Here is a 15,628-nt window from a genome sequence, read left to right as displayed (position 1 = left end):
AAAATGGAGGCATTCACATGTTGAAAAAAGTTTTTGCAATGAGCACAACCGTTGTACTAGCAGCGGGGTTATTAAGTGGCTGTGGAACGAAGGAATCAAGTGCAAGTAAAAATGAGGATACGAAAAAAGGTTATGTACCGAAGACGTTAAATGTTCAATTTGTTCCTTCTCAAAATGCAGATACGTTAGAGGCAAAAGCAAAACCATTGGAAAAACTATTAAGTGATAAATTAAACATTCCGGTAAAAGTTAGTATTTCAACGAATTACAATACAATTGTAGAAGCTATGGCATCAAAACAAGTAGATGTAGGATTTTTACCTCCAACAGCGTATGTGTTAGCGCATGAGAAAAAGGCTGCAAACGTAATATTACAGGCGCAACGTTTTGGGGTAGATGATGAAACTGGAGCTCCCACAAAGGACTTAGTAGATTTTTATAAATCAGAGTTTGTTGTTAAGAAAGATTCTAATATTAACAGTGTAAAAGAATTAAAGGGTAAAAAAATTGGTTATCAAGATGTAACATCATCAGCAGGGTATGTATGGCCTGCAGCTGTATTGTTAAAAGAGGGAGTCGATCCGCTAAAGGATGTGAAACCTGTTACATTAAAAGGTCATGATCAGTCACTTATTGCTCTTTTAAATGGTGATATTGATGCAGCTGTTGTATTCCAAGATGCTCGTAATATTGTAAAAAAAGATTATCCGAATATATTCGATCAAACGAAAATAGTAAAATTTACGGAGAAAATTCCAAACGATACGATTTCTGTACGTTCTGATTTAGATGCGGAGTGGAGCAAGAAATTACAAGATGCTTTCATTGAAATAGGAAAGAATGAAGAAGGGCACAAAATCATTAAAGAGGTATACTCACACGAAGGATATGTGAAATCTGATGATAGTAAATTTGATATCGTTCGTGACTATGGAAAGAAAGTGAAAACACAATAATACATATGGAAATGGCGACTAACTGGAAAGTGTGTGATTTCAGTTAGTTTGCCGTTTTTCAGTTATTGATAATACATAGAAGGTAGGTAAGATGTGTGATAGAGTTTCAAAATGTCTCCAAAGTGTATCAAAATGGTACGAAAGGATTGAAAAACATAAGTTTAAAAATTCAAAAAGGTGAATTTGTTGTAATGGTCGGGCTATCTGGGGCTGGAAAATCTACACTCCTCAGATCAGTAAATCGCCTTCATGAGATTACAGAAGGAGAAATTATTATTGAAGGTGAGTCTATTACTGCTGCAAAAGGCAAAGAGTTACGACGCATGCGCCGAGATATTGGTATGATTTTTCAAAGCTTTAACCTTGTAAAGCGATCCACGGTACTGAAGAATGTATTAGCCGGGCGTGTTGGATATCATTCGACATTACGTACAACGTTAGGCTTGTTTCCGAAGGAAGATTTGGAACTTGCATTTCAGGCTTTGAACAGGGTAAATATTTTAGAAAAAGCATATGCACGAGCAGATGAATTATCAGGAGGACAACAGCAACGTGTATCGATTGCTAGAGCATTGGCACAAGAAGCGAAAATTATATTGGCAGATGAGCCTGTTGCTTCGTTAGACCCACTGACAACAAAGCAAGTAATGGATGATTTGAAAAAAATTAATGAAGATTTTGGAATTACGACAATTGTAAACTTACATTATATTGATTTAGCGAGGCAATATGCTACACGCATTATTGGATTACATGCAGGTGAAATTGTTTTTGATGGTGTAGTAGATGAGGCAACGGATGAAAAATTTGCTGAAATTTATGGGGACGTAGCTCAGAAAAGCTCACTATTAGAGGTGGCAGCTAAATGAATGACGTGACGATATATTCGAAATCGATACCGAAGCCGCCGAGTAAATTGAAACATATGTTAACGGTTATTCTAGTTATTTTACTGTTGTGGGGTAGTAGTGTACAGGTCGACGCATCATTTTCAAAACTAGTAGTTGGTTTTCCAAATATGATGGATTTATTGAAGGAAATGGTGCCACCAGATTGGAGTTATTTTCAAGTTATTACAACAGCAATGTTAGATACAATACGCATGGCAATTATTGGAACGACTTTAGGAGCGATTTTAGCCATTCCACTTGCACTATTTGCAGCAAGTAATGTATTTACTAGTGTATTTTTGTACAGTCCAGCTCGATTGATTTTAAATTTTATACGAACGATACCAGATTTATTATTAGCGGCTATTTTTGTAGCGATTTTTGGAATAGGACCACTTCCAGGTATTTTGGCTCTTACTTGTTTCTCGGTTGGGCTCGTAGCGAAATTATTGTATGAGTCAATTGAATCAATTGATCCAGGTCCATTAGAAGCGATGACAGCTGTAGGAGCGAATAAGGTGCAATGGATTGTTTATGGGGTCATTCCGCAAGTGAAAGCGCACTTTGTTTCCTACGTACTTTATACATTTGAGGTGAATGTACGTGCCGCAGCCGTTCTAGGTTTAGTAGGAGCAGGTGGCATTGGTTTATATTATGATCGTACACTTGGATTTTTACAATATCAACAAACTGCTTCCATTATTATTTATACCCTTGTTGTTGTATTGTTAATTGATTACATAAGTACATTGTTGCGGGAGAAATTATAATGAGTAAAACGACGATAATCGTACCAAAACCGAAGAAACCGAGTGTAAATCGCTGGATTATTTTTATAGCACTAACAGTTATATATGTATGGGCCTTTTCAGGTGTCCCACTCGAGGGAATAAAGAATACAGCGGGAGAAATTACAAAAGCAATTATGACAGGCGTGTTGAACCCAGATTGGTCGTATGTATCTTTGCCTGATGGTGAAGATTTATTACATGGTTTGATTGATACGTTGGCAATTGCGATATTAGGTACATTTATTTCTGCCTTTTTATCTGTTCCATTTGCTTTTTGGGCAGCAACAAATATGAGTAGTGGAAAATTAACTTCAGGTGCTGGGAAATTTGTACTTAGTTTCGTTCGTACATTTCCTGAATTAGTTATGGCTCTTTTATTTATAAAAGCTGTTGGGCCAGGCTCTTTTGCCGGAGTTCTAGCTTTGGGATTACACTCTATCGGAATGTTAGGGAAACTATATTCGGAAGGAATTGAAAATATAGATAAGGGACCGACCGAGGCGTTAATAGCAACAGGTGCAAATCGGTTTCAAATACTTTGGTATGCGGTATTACCACAAGTGTTACCAGATTTTCTATCGTATACGTTATACAGGTTCGAAATTAATGTAAGATCCGCTGCGATTTTAGGTGTAATTGGAGCAGGTGGTATTGGTACGCCATTAATTTTTGCATTAAGTTCACGGAATTGGTCTCGTGTGGGAATTATTTTATTGGGCATCATTCTAATGGTAATTATAATCGATTTTATTTCAAGTTCGATTCGAAAACGGATTGTTTAACGGATTTTAAAAGCATCGAAGTCAGATGCTTTTTTGTCTTTTTAAGTATTTATTAAAAGAAGTCTGTACATTTGTATAAATATACAGATAATTCCCTTTCTTTTTAAAATAAAAACAATAAAAAAGTATGTCATATTGAATACCCATACATTCCCGGAATCATTGGTTTTTTTATAAAAAATCAAAAAAACATCAACATATTTGTCGATACATGTTGTATAATCTTGCGTGGGAAGCTATCATATAAATGTATAAAACGTTTACTAATATAAGCGAAGGGAAGAATAGCATGTCACATTCAATCGAACAACTTTCTATCAACACGATTCGCACATTATCCATCGATGCGATTGAAAAAGCAAACTCTGGTCACCCAGGAATGCCAATGGGTGCAGCACCAATGGCTTATACATTATGGACTCAATTTATGAAACATAATCCAAATAACCCAACGTGGTTTAACCGCGATCGTTTCGTATTATCTGCAGGTCATGGTTCAATGTTATTATACAGCCTACTTCACCTATCTGGTTATGATGTAACAATGGATGACTTAAAGAACTTCCGTCAATGGGGAAGTAAAACTCCAGGACATCCTGAGTACGGTCATACTGCAGGTGTAGACGCAACTACTGGTCCACTTGGACAAGGTATTGCAACTGCTGTAGGTATGGCAATGGCTGAAAGACATTTAGCGGCTAAATATAACCGTGATGCGTATAATGTAGTAGATCATCATACATACGCTATTTGTGGTGATGGAGATTTAATGGAAGGCGTTTCTGCTGAAGCATCTTCATTAGCTGCTCATTTACAATTAGGTCGTCTTGTTGTGCTTTACGATTCAAACGATATTTCATTAGATGGCGATTTAAATCGTTCATTCTCTGAAAGTGTAGAAGATCGTTACAAAGCATACGGATGGCAAGTAATCCGTGTTGAGGATGGAAACGATATTGAAGCAATCGCGAAAGCAATTGAAGAAGCGAAAGCTGACGAAAAACGCCCAACGCTAATTGAAGTAAGAACGACAATTGGTTTCGGTTCTCCAAACAAATCAGGAAAATCAGCTTCACACGGTTCTCCACTTGGTGTAGACGAAACAAAATTAACGAAAGAAGCATACGCTTGGACTGCTGAACAAGACTTCCATGTAGCAGAAGAAGTATATGACAACTTCCGTAAAACAGTACAAGATGTTGGTGAAACAGCGCAAGCAGCTTGGAACACGATGTTAGGTGAATATGCACAAGCATATCCAGAATTAGCAAACGAACTGCAAGCAGCAATGAACGGTCTTCTTCCAGAAGGTTGGGAACAAAGCTTACCAACTTATGAATTAGGATCAAAAGCAGCAACACGTAATTCTTCAGGTGCTGTAATTAATGCAATTGCAGAGTCTGTACCATCATTCTTCGGTGGATCTGCTGACCTTGCTGGTTCTAACAAAACATACATGAATAACGAAAAAGACTTTACAAGAGAAGATTACAGCGGTAAAAACATTTGGTACGGTGTACGTGAATTCGCAATGGGTGCAGCAATGAACGGTATTGCACTACATGGTGGTTTAAAAACTTACGGTGGTACGTTCTTCGTATTCTCTGACTACTTACGTCCAGCAATTCGTCTTGCAGCATTAATGCAATTGCCAGTAACGTATGTATTCACACACGACAGTATCGCTGTTGGTGAAGACGGTCCAACACATGAGCCAGTTGAGCAATTAGCAGCGCTTCGTGCAATGCCAAATGTATCTGTTATTCGTCCAGCTGACGGTAACGAATCTGTTGCGGCTTGGAGATTAGCTTTAGAATCTACAAAAACACCAACTGCTTTAGTATTAACTCGTCAAGATCTTCCAACATTAGAAGGCGCAAAAGACGATACGTATGAAAAAGTTGCAAAAGGTGCATATGTAGTTTCTGCAAGCAAGAAAGAAACAGCTGATGTAATTTTACTTGCATCTGGATCTGAAGTAAGTCTAGCTGTTGAAGCACAAAAAGCGTTAGCAGTAGACGGCGTTGACGCAGCTGTTGTCAGCATGCCATCTATGGATCGCTTTGAAGCTCAAACTGCTGAGTACAAAGAATCTGTATTACCAAAAGCAGTAACAAAACGTTTCGCAATCGAAATGGGTGCTACATTCGGATGGCACCGTTACGTAGGTCTTGAAGGAGATGTGTTAGGTATCGATACATTCGGTGCTTCTGCTCCTGGTGAGAAGATTATGGAAGAGTATGGATTTACTGTAGAGAACGTTGTTCGTAAAGTAAAAGAAATGCTTTAATGATTTTAGAAAAATCTCTCCGGCATGGAGAGGTTTTTCTATGTAAATGAGTTTTTTCGACAGAAAAAGTTTTTTATCTCTCCGCAGTCAGACAATCATTGCAAATTTTCTTCTATATAATGAAGAGAAAAGGTTGTCCAGATTGGGAGGCTGAAAATGAAAACGTATGAATTGTATTTAATTCAAGAGGATATTGCGAAAGCTTATTTTGGTCGTGAATATTTGTTTTTTGATTTATTTGCTCGATTTTCAGAATCTGGGTCCCTTTCGGAGAAAAAAGTGTTATATAAACAAATGATGTATATAACGATGCCATTACAAGTAATGAAAATTCATCATAAATTAGAGCAAGCTTTGCGTGTTCTTGGTAAATATGATAGAACACATCATACGCATACACTTTTTACGGGAGCGGAATATGGCGAAATAATAGTGAAACCACACTATATTCGCATGAATACCTCTGGAAATGTCTCTATGGAAACGACTTTCTTTGAGGTGTTAAGAAAGTGTGAACTAACATTTTTAGCTATGGATTATGAAAATACAAAGTACGGATGGTTGAATCCTTTAAAACAAGTACGAACATATGTGTAAAAAATGTCGAATTCTATCTTGTCTTATTGAAAAGGTTTTAGTACACTGTAAGGTAGACAACATGAAGGAGGAAAATATATGCCAATTTGGTTAGGTATTCTAGTGGGCGTAGTAGCACTAGTAGCAGGCGTGGCGTTAGGATTTTTCATTGCCCGCAAATACATGATGAACTACTTAGAAAAAAATCCACCAATTAATGAACAAATGTTAAAAATGATGATGATGCAAATGGGACAAAAACCTTCCCAAAAGAAAATCAATCAAATGATGAGCGCGATGAGCAAGCAACAAACAAAATAAGCGCTAAAGGGCACTCGATAAGAGTGCCCTTTCCTATTGGATTTTGAAAGTGATTAAAACTTTTAAAAATTCTGTATTTTTGTTAAACTGAAAACATCGCTCATTTTAAGGGAGGAGGATAAATATGAAAGTATTTTTTAATTTAGCTTGGTTTTTTAAACAAGAAAAACGAGCGTACATAATTGGGATTATTATGTTATTTGGTGTCGCGCTTCTTGAACTTGTAGCCCCGAAAGTACTAGGTATTGTAGTAGATGAAATTAATAATGGAACATTAACATCTGAAAAGTTGTTGAAGTGGGTTATTCTGTTAGTTGTTGTAGGAATTACTATGTACATATTGCGTTATTTGTGGCGTATTATGATTTTTGGATCTTCTTTGAAATTAGCCCGTCAATTACGAAAGAATTTATATGAACATTTTACAAAGATGAGTCCAACTTTCTATCAATCACGTCGTACAGGCGATTTGATGGCACATGCGACCAATGATATTCAGGCAATTCAGCAAACTGCTGGATCGGGTGTTTTAACACTTGTTGACTCATTAGCAGTTGGAGGATGTGTACTTGTGGCGATGGGGTTTACAATTAGTTGGAAGTTGACATTATTAAGTTTAATTCCGATGCCAATTGTAGCGATTTCTACAAATTATTATGGAACTTTATTGCATAGAAGATTTCATAAAGCGCAGCAATCGTTTTCTGAAATCAATGATAAAGTACAAGAAAGTATGAGTGGGATGAAGGTGATTCGCTCGCTTGGACAAGAGAAAGAGGATTTGGAAGCATTTCGGAAGAAATCAGAAGATGTCGTACATAAAAATATGTTAGTCGCGCGTATTGACTCGTTATTCGACCCAACGATTGCACTTATTGTCGGGTTTTCGTTTTTAATCGCAGTTTGTTACGGATCTTTATTAGTAGTACAGGGCGAATTAACTGTAGGAGAGCTAGTAACGTTTACAACATACTTAGGGACTCTTGTATGGCCAATGTTAGCCTTTGGATGGTTGTTTAATATTATGGAACGTGGACGCGCTTCGTATGATCGTGTGGAGAAAATACTTTCACAAACTTCAGATGTAGTAAATAAGGAAAACGCTATAAATACTATAGCAAGTGGTGATGTTTCATTTGCTATTGATTCATTTTCTTATAAGAAAAATGAATTATTAAACTTAAAAGATATTTATGTTAATTTAAGAAAAGGTGAAACGCTAGGTATTGTGGGACGTACCGGTGCAGGGAAGACGACGTTGTTAAAATGTTTAATTCGAGAATATGATCATTTTAATGGTGAATTAAAAGTTGGTGAGCGGGACATTCGAGATGTAACACTTCATGGTGTACGTTCTGCCATTTCATACGTGCCGCAAGATCATTTTTTATTTTCAGCGAGTATTGGAGAGAACATTGCATTCGGAAAGGTCGATGCTACATATAAAGAAATTGCGCGTGCTGCTGAAATTGCTTGTATTCATAATGATATCGTTCAATTTTCAGAAGGGTATGACACGGTAGTAGGTGAAAGAGGTGTTTCACTATCAGGAGGTCAAAAACAGCGGATTTCAATTGCACGTGCTTTATTAACGAATGCTGAAATTTTAATTTTAGATGATTGTTTATCAGCTGTCGATGCAAAAACAGAAGAAACTATATTATCCGCATTGAAACGGGAAAGAGCAGAAAAAACGACGATTATTACTGCACACCGTTTAAGTGCAATTCAGCATGCAAACATTATTCTTGTGATTGATGAAGGAGCGGTAGTGCAACGAGGAACACATGAACAATTGATGGGGGAAAATGGTTGGTATAAAGAAATGTACGAAAGCCAGCAACTAGAGGCGTTAGTAGAGAAAGGAGGCGTATGATGGCTGAGAAAAAGCGGAGTGATTTAAGAAGATTACTTTCTTATATGAGACCATATAAAAGGTTATTAGCATTAGCATTTTTATTCCTAGTTGGTGCAACTGTAACTGAAATGATGGGTCCTTTTTTAATTAAACAATTTCTTGATGAACATTTAGTACCGCGTAACTTTGATCAATCAGCACTTGTTACTCTATTTGTAGTGTATATAATTGCACATTTATTAAAAGTATTATTTACGTATTTAGATTTATTGTACTTTCAAAATATAGCTTTTAAGATTGTTCAAGATATGCGAGTTGAAGTGTATGAACACGTTCAAAAATTGTCATTAAGTTTCTTTGATCGTACGCCGATAGGTACACTCGTATCTCGCATAACAAATGATACGGAAGCGATTAAGGATTTTTATGTTAGTGTACTATCAACATTCGTAAAAAATGTAGTGTTTTTAGTAGGGATTTTAGTGGCGATGTTTTTATTAGATGTAAAATTAGCACTATTTTCTCTTATATTAATTCCAATTATGTTTGCTATTATGGTGCTATATCGCCGGAAAAGTGCAGCTTTTTATTTAGAAGTACGTAATCAATTAAGCGTATTAAATGCGAAGTTAAATGAGTCCATTCAAGGAATGAATATTGTTCAAGTATTCAGACAAGAAAAACGCATGAGAAAAGAATTTGAAGAAGTGAATAATAAACATTATAGTGCAGGACGACGCACGTTAAAGTTAGACGCGTTACTTTTACGTCCAGCAACGGATTTAGTTCATATTGTAGCAATTGCATTAGTACTTGGTTTATTCGGAATTGACGCTTTAAAGAGTCCCGTTGAAGTAGGAGTTTTATATGCGTTTGTTAACTATATTCATCGTTTCTTCCAACCTGTAAATGAGATGATGATGAAATTATCATTTTTCCAACAGGCACTTGTTTCATCATCACGTGTATTTCATTTAATAGATGAGAAAGATTTAGCGCCGGTTCAAAAAGGGGATGGGAATCCTCAAGTAGTTAATGGAGATATTGAATTTAAAAATGTTACTTTTTCGTATGATGGAAAGCGTGATGTTTTAAAAAATGTATCTTTTCACGTGAAACAAGGGCAAACGGTTGCTTTTGTTGGGCATACTGGTAGTGGAAAAAGTACCATTATGAATTTACTAATGCGATTTTATAATATTAAGTCGGGAAATATTGTAATAGACGGTGTAGATTTAGAGAAATTTGAAGAACGAGAAATTAGAAAGAGAATAGGACTCGTATTGCAAGATGCATTTTTATTTGCAGGAAATGTAAAGCAAAATATTCGTATGTACAATGAAGAAATTACAGATGAAGAAGTAAAAGAAGCTGCGCAATTTGTGCAAGCCAATACGTTTATTGAAAAATTACCAAAGCAGTATGAAACAGAAGTAGTAGAAAGAGGAGCTGCATTTTCTAGTGGTCAACGACAATTAATTGCTTTTGCTAGAACGATAGCAACTAATCCGAAAGTGTTAGTATTAGATGAGGCAACAGCTAATATCGATACAGAAACAGAAGAGGCTATTCAAACAGCGTTGCAGCAAATGAGAAAAGGTAGAACGACGATAGCGATTGCTCACAGGTTATCTACAATTCAAGATGCAGATCAAATATTCGTTATGCATGATGGAGAGATAGTAGAAAGGGGAACACATCAAGAGTTACTGAGTGAGCAAGGGTTGTATTATAATATGTATTTACTACAAAATAAAGGAAGCTTGCAAAAGGCCTTGTAATATACAAGGTCTTTTTTACTTTGTATATAAAATATATTTACTCTTTGTTTTTATAGCATACATGTCGTGTCCATTTAGTAAAGTTGTACATATTGTATGTATACGGAATGAAAAAATTTGATAGGAGATTTTATATGCAAAACAGATCGAGTTCAAATGTTACGTTTATCGATGTGTCTCATTGGGAAGGGAGTATTGATTGGAATGCAGTGAAGGCATCTGGCATTCCAGCAGCATATGCAAAAGCGACAGAAGGTGTAAATTATCTTGATCCTACTTTTGTTCAAAATGTACAAGCGGCACGAAATGCGAATGTATTAATCGGTGCATACCATTTTGCACATCCAGAACAAAATGATGCAATTTCAGAAGCGAAATATTTTGTGAGTATATTACAAAGCAATCAAACAGACTTAATGCCAGTTCTAGATTTAGAGTCACCAACAGATCCGAGTAATAGTAATTTAACTGGTACCGCTATATCTAATTGGGCAAGAAGTTTCATAAGTTATGTGAAACAGGCTACTGGAAAAAATGTAATGTTATATACAGGAGTTTGGTATATTAATGAGTTTGGAATTAACGGGTTAAGTGATATTCCACTTTGGATTGCTAGATATTCTAGTACACCGCCTGCTGATGCTGGTGGATGGACAGAGTGGACAGCGTGGCAATACACTGATTCTGGTCAAATTTCAGGTGTAGGAAATTGTGATGTATCAGCAGCAGTTTCATTAGAAGCTTTGCAAGGGAATGGATCGAGTGGTGGAGGGAATGTTTCTCCGCCTAATAATGCAACTCCAGTTTACGGTGTTGCTGTAATTAATGGCGATAATGTAAATTTACGGACTGGACCATCTTTACAATCTAGTGTAATTCGCCAGCTAAATCGAGGTGAATCATATGAAGTTTTGAGCGAACAAGATGGTTGGCTTGCTTTGGGTGGAAATGAATGGATATACTATGATTCGAGTTATATTCAGTATAAACATTATGTGGCGACTATTACTGGTGACAATGTGAATCTACGGGATGCTCCATCATTAAGTGGAAATGTTATAAGACAGTTACATCATGGTGAGGCATATCGAGTATGGTGTAAGCAAGATGGCTGGCTCGGATTAGGTGGAAATGAATGGATATATTATGATTCGAGTTATATTCAGTATGGTGTATAATAAAGTCAACGTAAAAGGTATCTCGTCTGAGATGCCTTTTATCCCGCAATTTGCAGGCAGTAAGAATCTCGGCGAATGCGAGGAAGATAGGTGGGAGTCAGGTTGCCCGTAAAAGGCCGATTGGTGAGGGCTAATAATGAGTGGGTGATAGAACAAAACACTGATTAAAGTGTCACTCTATGAAAAAAGTAATTTTCACAAGTTGTATATTAAAAGCATAGTATAATACAATGGGGATATTTATAAAAAATAATCGAAAATTGAAATGAAGGAGTAAAAATATGGATTATGTGCTAATAGGTGTAATTTTAATATTATTAGCTGCAGTATTCGTACTGTTTTATAAAAATAAACAGTTGGAATCAGAGAGCCAGCAGGTGGAATTTGAAAAAAAACAAGCGATTGAAACGTATGAAAGTGAAATTGCAGCCACGGTTACAGAACATAAAGAGCAACAAAATACGTTAAAAAATATGGAACAGAAAAAGTATAATGATTTACAAGTTAGTACAGCTAGAGAACTTGAAAATATGCGTATGATGAAAAATCAATTAGCTATGCAACATAGTAAAGAACGTAGTGAAATGCAAGATAAACATAGTAATGAAATACATATGTTTCAAAAGTTAATTGCAGATTTACGAGAGTATACTAAAAATAGCGCTGAAGTAAATACGCATGAAACATTACATTATATGAAGCAAGGATTTTTAGAACAAGAAATCATACAAGAAGATGAATTTCATATTATGCCGAATGTTTTTATTAGAGATAAACTTGGAATAAACGATATTCGAATCCATCATCTTATCTTATATAAAACTGGTATGTATTTACTTGAGACGAGAGAGTGGACAGGAAAATTAATTCATGGTGTAACGAAAGAGAATGCTAGTATATATTCATTTATGCTTGATGAAATAGGTAAGTATCAACAAGAAATTAAAAAAGAAGAGACGCTTGAATGTATTACAGGTGAAGATTCGTTAACTATACAAGTGAAAAATGAAGGGAATCCAGTATATAAAGCGAAGAAACAATCTCAAATTTTATACAATTGTTTGAAAGAATTGCAAGTTGATATTGTAAAAGAAAACGTAAAGCCAATTGTATATTTTTATAATGAGAGTGGTAAAGAAGTACTAGATCTTTCTAATGAGGACACACCTAGATTAAAAGATAGGGAGCAAATCGTAGCGTTTTTCAAAAATGAAGTTTTAACAGGGGAAGTAATATATACAGCGCAAGAGTTACAAAAGATAAGAGAAATGCTTTGCCAGGTGAATTAAAAAGGGGAGATTTTTCTGGGTGCTCTATTACACGGGATTTTGTATGTTTATTTTTGTTTGTATATAGTCATGTACATTGCGTTTATTTTTGTTATTGATATAGTTCATATGTCATTAAGTGTAAAGAGTATTTTTGTAGTAGTTATGCCATTTATTTTATTAGTCATGATTCAAAGAGTCACCTTACGTGCTTCTACAAGTCGTAATAAAGAAAAGAAACAAAAGTTACGTGTAATGATAGTAGGGATCATTCCATTAATAGTGTGTGCTGTACAATTAAGTATGAATGAGTACACTTCCAAGTTTAATCGAGATCGGTGGTTAAATGACGAAGAGAAACGGGTACATATGATAGATGATTTCATGCAAAAATATAAATTAATAGGGAAATCAAATGAAGAAATTACAAAATTGTTAGGAACTCCTACTGAAACGAGAAATGAGGAAGAAGGGGTCATCACTTTGTATTATCTTGGAACAGAACGTGGCTTCATTCCAATAGATAGTGAACAGCTTGTTTTCCAATTTGATAGAGATGGTAGAGTTTTGAAATATAAGGTACAGAGAGGGTAAAGAAACTTAGAGAGAAGCTATATGTTATAGCTTTTTTTTATTTTTCAATATGTTATAGAAAGGGAATATGAAATTTGGATGGAATAAGGAATGAAAGTGGAGGTGATGCATATATATGGATGTATTGGGTTGTTTTTACCTCGTAAAAGCCTGGTTGATGAGGGCTAATAATCAGTGGGGGTGGCCAAAACCCCCACTGATTAAAGTGTCGCTTTATCATATTGTATAAATGAAAAGGAGGTAAGACGGTGAAGACGATACCGACTGAAGTCCTGAGTAAAGAATTGATGGAAAGAGAAGGCGTTATATCTATTACAGTAAAGGAATTTGAAAAGATAGAAGTAGCTGGGGTAGTCGTTGCTGGTCCTGCTGTTATTTTAATTAATCCAGATTGATTACATATGTTCAATATAGAAAAGTAGTGAAAGCATCCGGATAGGATGCTTTTTATTTGTATGGAAGAGGGCGTATAGTAGATAATTGGGATACTGGAGGGAGAGTATGTGGCAATTATTATAACGATGTTATTAATGGGTATTTTATTAGGATTTGTTGGAGCAGGGGGAGCTGGATTTATTATCGCGATACTCACTTTAGTATTTCATATTCCTATTCACGTTGCACTTGCAACATCTTTAACTGCTATGGCATTTACGACGTTATCTGGAGTTATAAGTCATTATCGTGAAGGAAATGTTGTACTTATGATAGGCGGGATTGTTGGTGGATTTGGAGCGCTTGGTTCTTATATCGGTTCAAAGTTTGGTTCGCTTATACCAGCACATCTTCTTCATTGGTTTACAGCTGGGATGTTATTTTTATCAGCAATTTTTATGTTTATTAAATTGATTATGTCTCGAAATAAGCAAAAGCCACCCTTATGTGGACAGAAAAAACTTTCAAAAAACAATTTGATGAAATGTATATGTTTAGGATTAGTTACTGGAATGTTGGCTGGTTCATTCGGGATTGGTTCAGCTCCTTTTATACAACTTGGACTAATGGTTCTTTTAGGATTAACGATACAGCAATCTGTAGGAACGACTATGCTTGTTATATTACCGATTGCAATTGGAGGCGGGATTGGATATAGTTCGGAAGGGTATTTAGATTATATATTGTTATTGCAAGTATTAATTGGGACGATGTTAGGAGCATATATCGGTGCGAAGTTTACAAATTATGCACCACGCATGCTGTTGAGATTTTCAATGATTATGACGCCAGTTTTAGCCGGATGTATGTTATTGATGGAATAAAACTACTATAGCAAGGTATTAATATATTTTACGAATGAATTATATAAGTAATTCATATTTCCCATATAAAAGAATTTGCATTAATATTATGAGTATAAAGTTCGAGTATTCGAAGTACTACTTGAATTATATCCCTATCCCTTTTCTAAAAATGCGAACAAGTTTTGCCCTATTCTATTCAATACTTAATTGCATAGAAATATATTGTTCGATGACCATTATGGAACGTACATAATGGTAAAATCCCGATCCTTAAAGAGGGTGCCCCTAATCTTCATGTGAAAATATGATCGGACAAGAAAGCTGGCCAATTGATGGTCAGCTTTCTTTTTGTTCCAAAACTATTTCTTCTTTAACCTCTGTTTGCAATAATAACGTTTTTCCAAAGCGACGTTTACATTCAGCCCGCACTTTTTGAATAGCTAGTAGTTGAGAAGTGGCGGGAACTGTGACGGTAGCTTGGCGAAGTTTTCGATTTTCTTCACAAAAGACACATTCCACAACATATTTAGAAATCATAATTTCATCCTTCCGTTTTTAATTTCTAAGAAGGGACTGCCTATGAAGTTGATGTATTCTTTCGTCACCGTTTTATTTTTTTCCTCTTTTTTCAAGGGGAAAATAAAAAAGAAGGCGAATTTTAGTAGGGGAGGGATGTTTATGGAGAGATGGATAGGTACGGCAGCTATATGTATGAATGACAGAAATGAAATTTTAATGGTGTTGCAAGGCAAAGAAGGGGAAGAAAAAAGGTGGTCTGTACCAAGTGGAGGACTTGAAAAGGGAGAAACACTAGAAGAATGTTGTATCAGGGAAGTTTGGGAGGAAACAGGCTACAATGTGGAAGTTGTAAATAAAATATACGAAAAAGAAGGTATTACATACGGAATTCCAGTGTATGTTCATTATTACTTTGTTAAAAAAATAGGCGGTAGTATGAAAATTCAAGATCCTGATGAGTTAATACATGAAATTGACTGGAAAGGGATACAGGAAGTTGAAAAATTATCGTTAGCTTTTCCGGAGGATTACGAGTTAATATGCCAATATATAAATAAAAAAGCAAGTATGTAAATACTTGCTT

Annotated in this window: 16 protein-coding genes; 15 read left to right on the top strand and 1 reads right to left on the bottom strand. The window is 35.7% G+C overall.

Annotation, left to right across the window (positions count from 1 at the left end; all coding sequences use genetic code 11):
* Positions 1 to 17: 17 nt before the first annotated feature.
* From JDS81_RS11205 to JDS81_RS11140, 14 genes are all read left to right on the top strand, one after another.
* Positions 18 to 956: a phosphate/phosphite/phosphonate ABC transporter substrate-binding protein gene (locus tag JDS81_RS11205; protein ID WP_070173637.1), complete on the top strand. Its 939-nt coding sequence runs from the start codon at positions 18 to 20 to the stop codon at positions 954 to 956.
* Positions 957 to 1,051: 95 nt separating this feature from the next.
* Entirely contained in the window at positions 1,052 to 1,825 is a 774-nt protein-coding gene (phnC, locus tag JDS81_RS11200; RefSeq protein ID WP_097953724.1) for a phosphonate ABC transporter ATP-binding protein, read from the top strand.
* Complete coding sequence (gene phnE, locus JDS81_RS11195; RefSeq protein ID WP_097953723.1) at positions 1,822 to 2,616, top strand: phosphonate ABC transporter, permease protein PhnE; 795 nt, start codon at positions 1,822 to 1,824, stop codon at positions 2,614 to 2,616. Before phnC ends, phnE (JDS81_RS11195) begins: the two co-directional genes overlap by 4 nt.
* A complete protein-coding gene (phnE, locus tag JDS81_RS11190) occupies positions 2,616 to 3,419 on the top strand; it encodes a phosphonate ABC transporter, permease protein PhnE (protein ID WP_070173634.1) in 804 nt (267 codons plus the stop codon). The genes phnE (JDS81_RS11195) and phnE (JDS81_RS11190) overlap by 1 nt, the downstream gene beginning before the upstream one ends.
* Before the next feature lie 289 nt (positions 3,420 to 3,708).
* Positions 3,709 to 5,709: a transketolase gene (gene tkt / locus JDS81_RS11185; protein ID WP_000019758.1), complete on the top strand. Its 2,001-nt coding sequence runs from the start codon at positions 3,709 to 3,711 to the stop codon at positions 5,707 to 5,709.
* 156 nt (positions 5,710 to 5,865) lie between these two features.
* A complete protein-coding gene (sirA, locus tag JDS81_RS11180) occupies positions 5,866 to 6,306 on the top strand; it encodes a sporulation inhibitor of replication protein SirA (protein WP_000860638.1) in 441 nt (146 codons plus the stop codon).
* 78 nt (positions 6,307 to 6,384) lie between these two features.
* Complete coding sequence (locus JDS81_RS11175) at positions 6,385 to 6,606, top strand: YneF family protein (protein WP_001123316.1); 222 nt, start codon at positions 6,385 to 6,387, stop codon at positions 6,604 to 6,606.
* Between the two features lie 124 nt (positions 6,607 to 6,730).
* A complete protein-coding gene (locus tag JDS81_RS11170) occupies positions 6,731 to 8,482 on the top strand; it encodes an ABC transporter transmembrane domain-containing protein (protein WP_097953722.1) in 1,752 nt (583 codons plus the stop codon).
* Positions 8,482 to 10,245 carry an ABC transporter ATP-binding protein gene (locus JDS81_RS11165; protein WP_000818434.1) on the top strand — a complete coding sequence of 588 codons (1,764 nt, stop codon included), beginning with the start codon at positions 8,482 to 8,484 and terminating at the stop codon, positions 10,243 to 10,245. Before JDS81_RS11170 ends, JDS81_RS11165 begins: the two co-directional genes overlap by 1 nt.
* 134 nt (positions 10,246 to 10,379) lie before the next feature.
* The gene (locus tag JDS81_RS11160; RefSeq protein WP_097953721.1) at positions 10,380 to 11,423 is read left to right on the top strand and encodes a GH25 family lysozyme; all 1,044 of its coding nucleotides are present in this window, start codon (positions 10,380 to 10,382) and stop codon (positions 11,421 to 11,423) included.
* A gap of 281 nt (positions 11,424 to 11,704) precedes the next feature.
* On the top strand, positions 11,705 to 12,712 hold the full coding sequence (locus JDS81_RS11155; RefSeq protein ID WP_000386795.1) for a nuclease-related domain-containing protein: 1,008 nt from the start codon (positions 11,705 to 11,707) through the stop codon (positions 12,710 to 12,712).
* Positions 12,713 to 12,781: 69 nt separating this feature from the next.
* A complete protein-coding gene (locus JDS81_RS11150; RefSeq protein WP_097953720.1) occupies positions 12,782 to 13,285 on the top strand; it encodes a hypothetical protein in 504 nt (167 codons plus the stop codon).
* 248 nt (positions 13,286 to 13,533) lie between these two features.
* Positions 13,534 to 13,680, top strand: coding sequence for a BC1881 family protein (locus JDS81_RS11145; protein WP_097953719.1), 147 nt, complete (start codon positions 13,534 to 13,536; stop codon positions 13,678 to 13,680).
* Positions 13,681 to 13,788: 108 nt separating this feature from the next.
* Positions 13,789 to 14,544 (top strand): sulfite exporter TauE/SafE family protein, encoded by a 756-nt coding sequence (locus JDS81_RS11140; RefSeq protein WP_000974640.1) that lies wholly within the window; start codon positions 13,789 to 13,791, stop codon positions 14,542 to 14,544.
* A gap of 318 nt (positions 14,545 to 14,862) precedes the next feature.
* Here the strand turns inward: JDS81_RS11140 and JDS81_RS11135 are convergent, their stop codons facing one another.
* Positions 14,863 to 15,063 carry a DUF3903 domain-containing protein gene (locus JDS81_RS11135; protein ID WP_097953718.1) on the bottom strand — a complete coding sequence of 67 codons (201 nt, stop codon included), beginning with the start codon at positions 15,061 to 15,063 and terminating at the stop codon, positions 14,863 to 14,865.
* A 141-nt stretch (positions 15,064 to 15,204) separates the two neighbouring features.
* Between JDS81_RS11135 and JDS81_RS11130 the strand changes: the two genes are divergently transcribed.
* Positions 15,205 to 15,618: an NUDIX hydrolase gene (locus tag JDS81_RS11130; RefSeq protein ID WP_097879389.1), complete on the top strand. Its 414-nt coding sequence runs from the start codon at positions 15,205 to 15,207 to the stop codon at positions 15,616 to 15,618.
* The last annotated feature ends 10 nt before the right edge of the window (positions 15,619 to 15,628 follow it).

Origin of the sequence: Bacillus cereus group sp. N31, from assembly GCF_016483245.1 — a bacterium.
Lineage (GTDB): Bacteria > Bacillota > Bacilli > Bacillales > Bacillaceae_G > Bacillus_A > Bacillus_A toyonensis.
The sequence above is the reverse complement of the archived record's forward strand: the minus strand, read 5'-3'. Positions and strand labels throughout refer to the sequence as shown.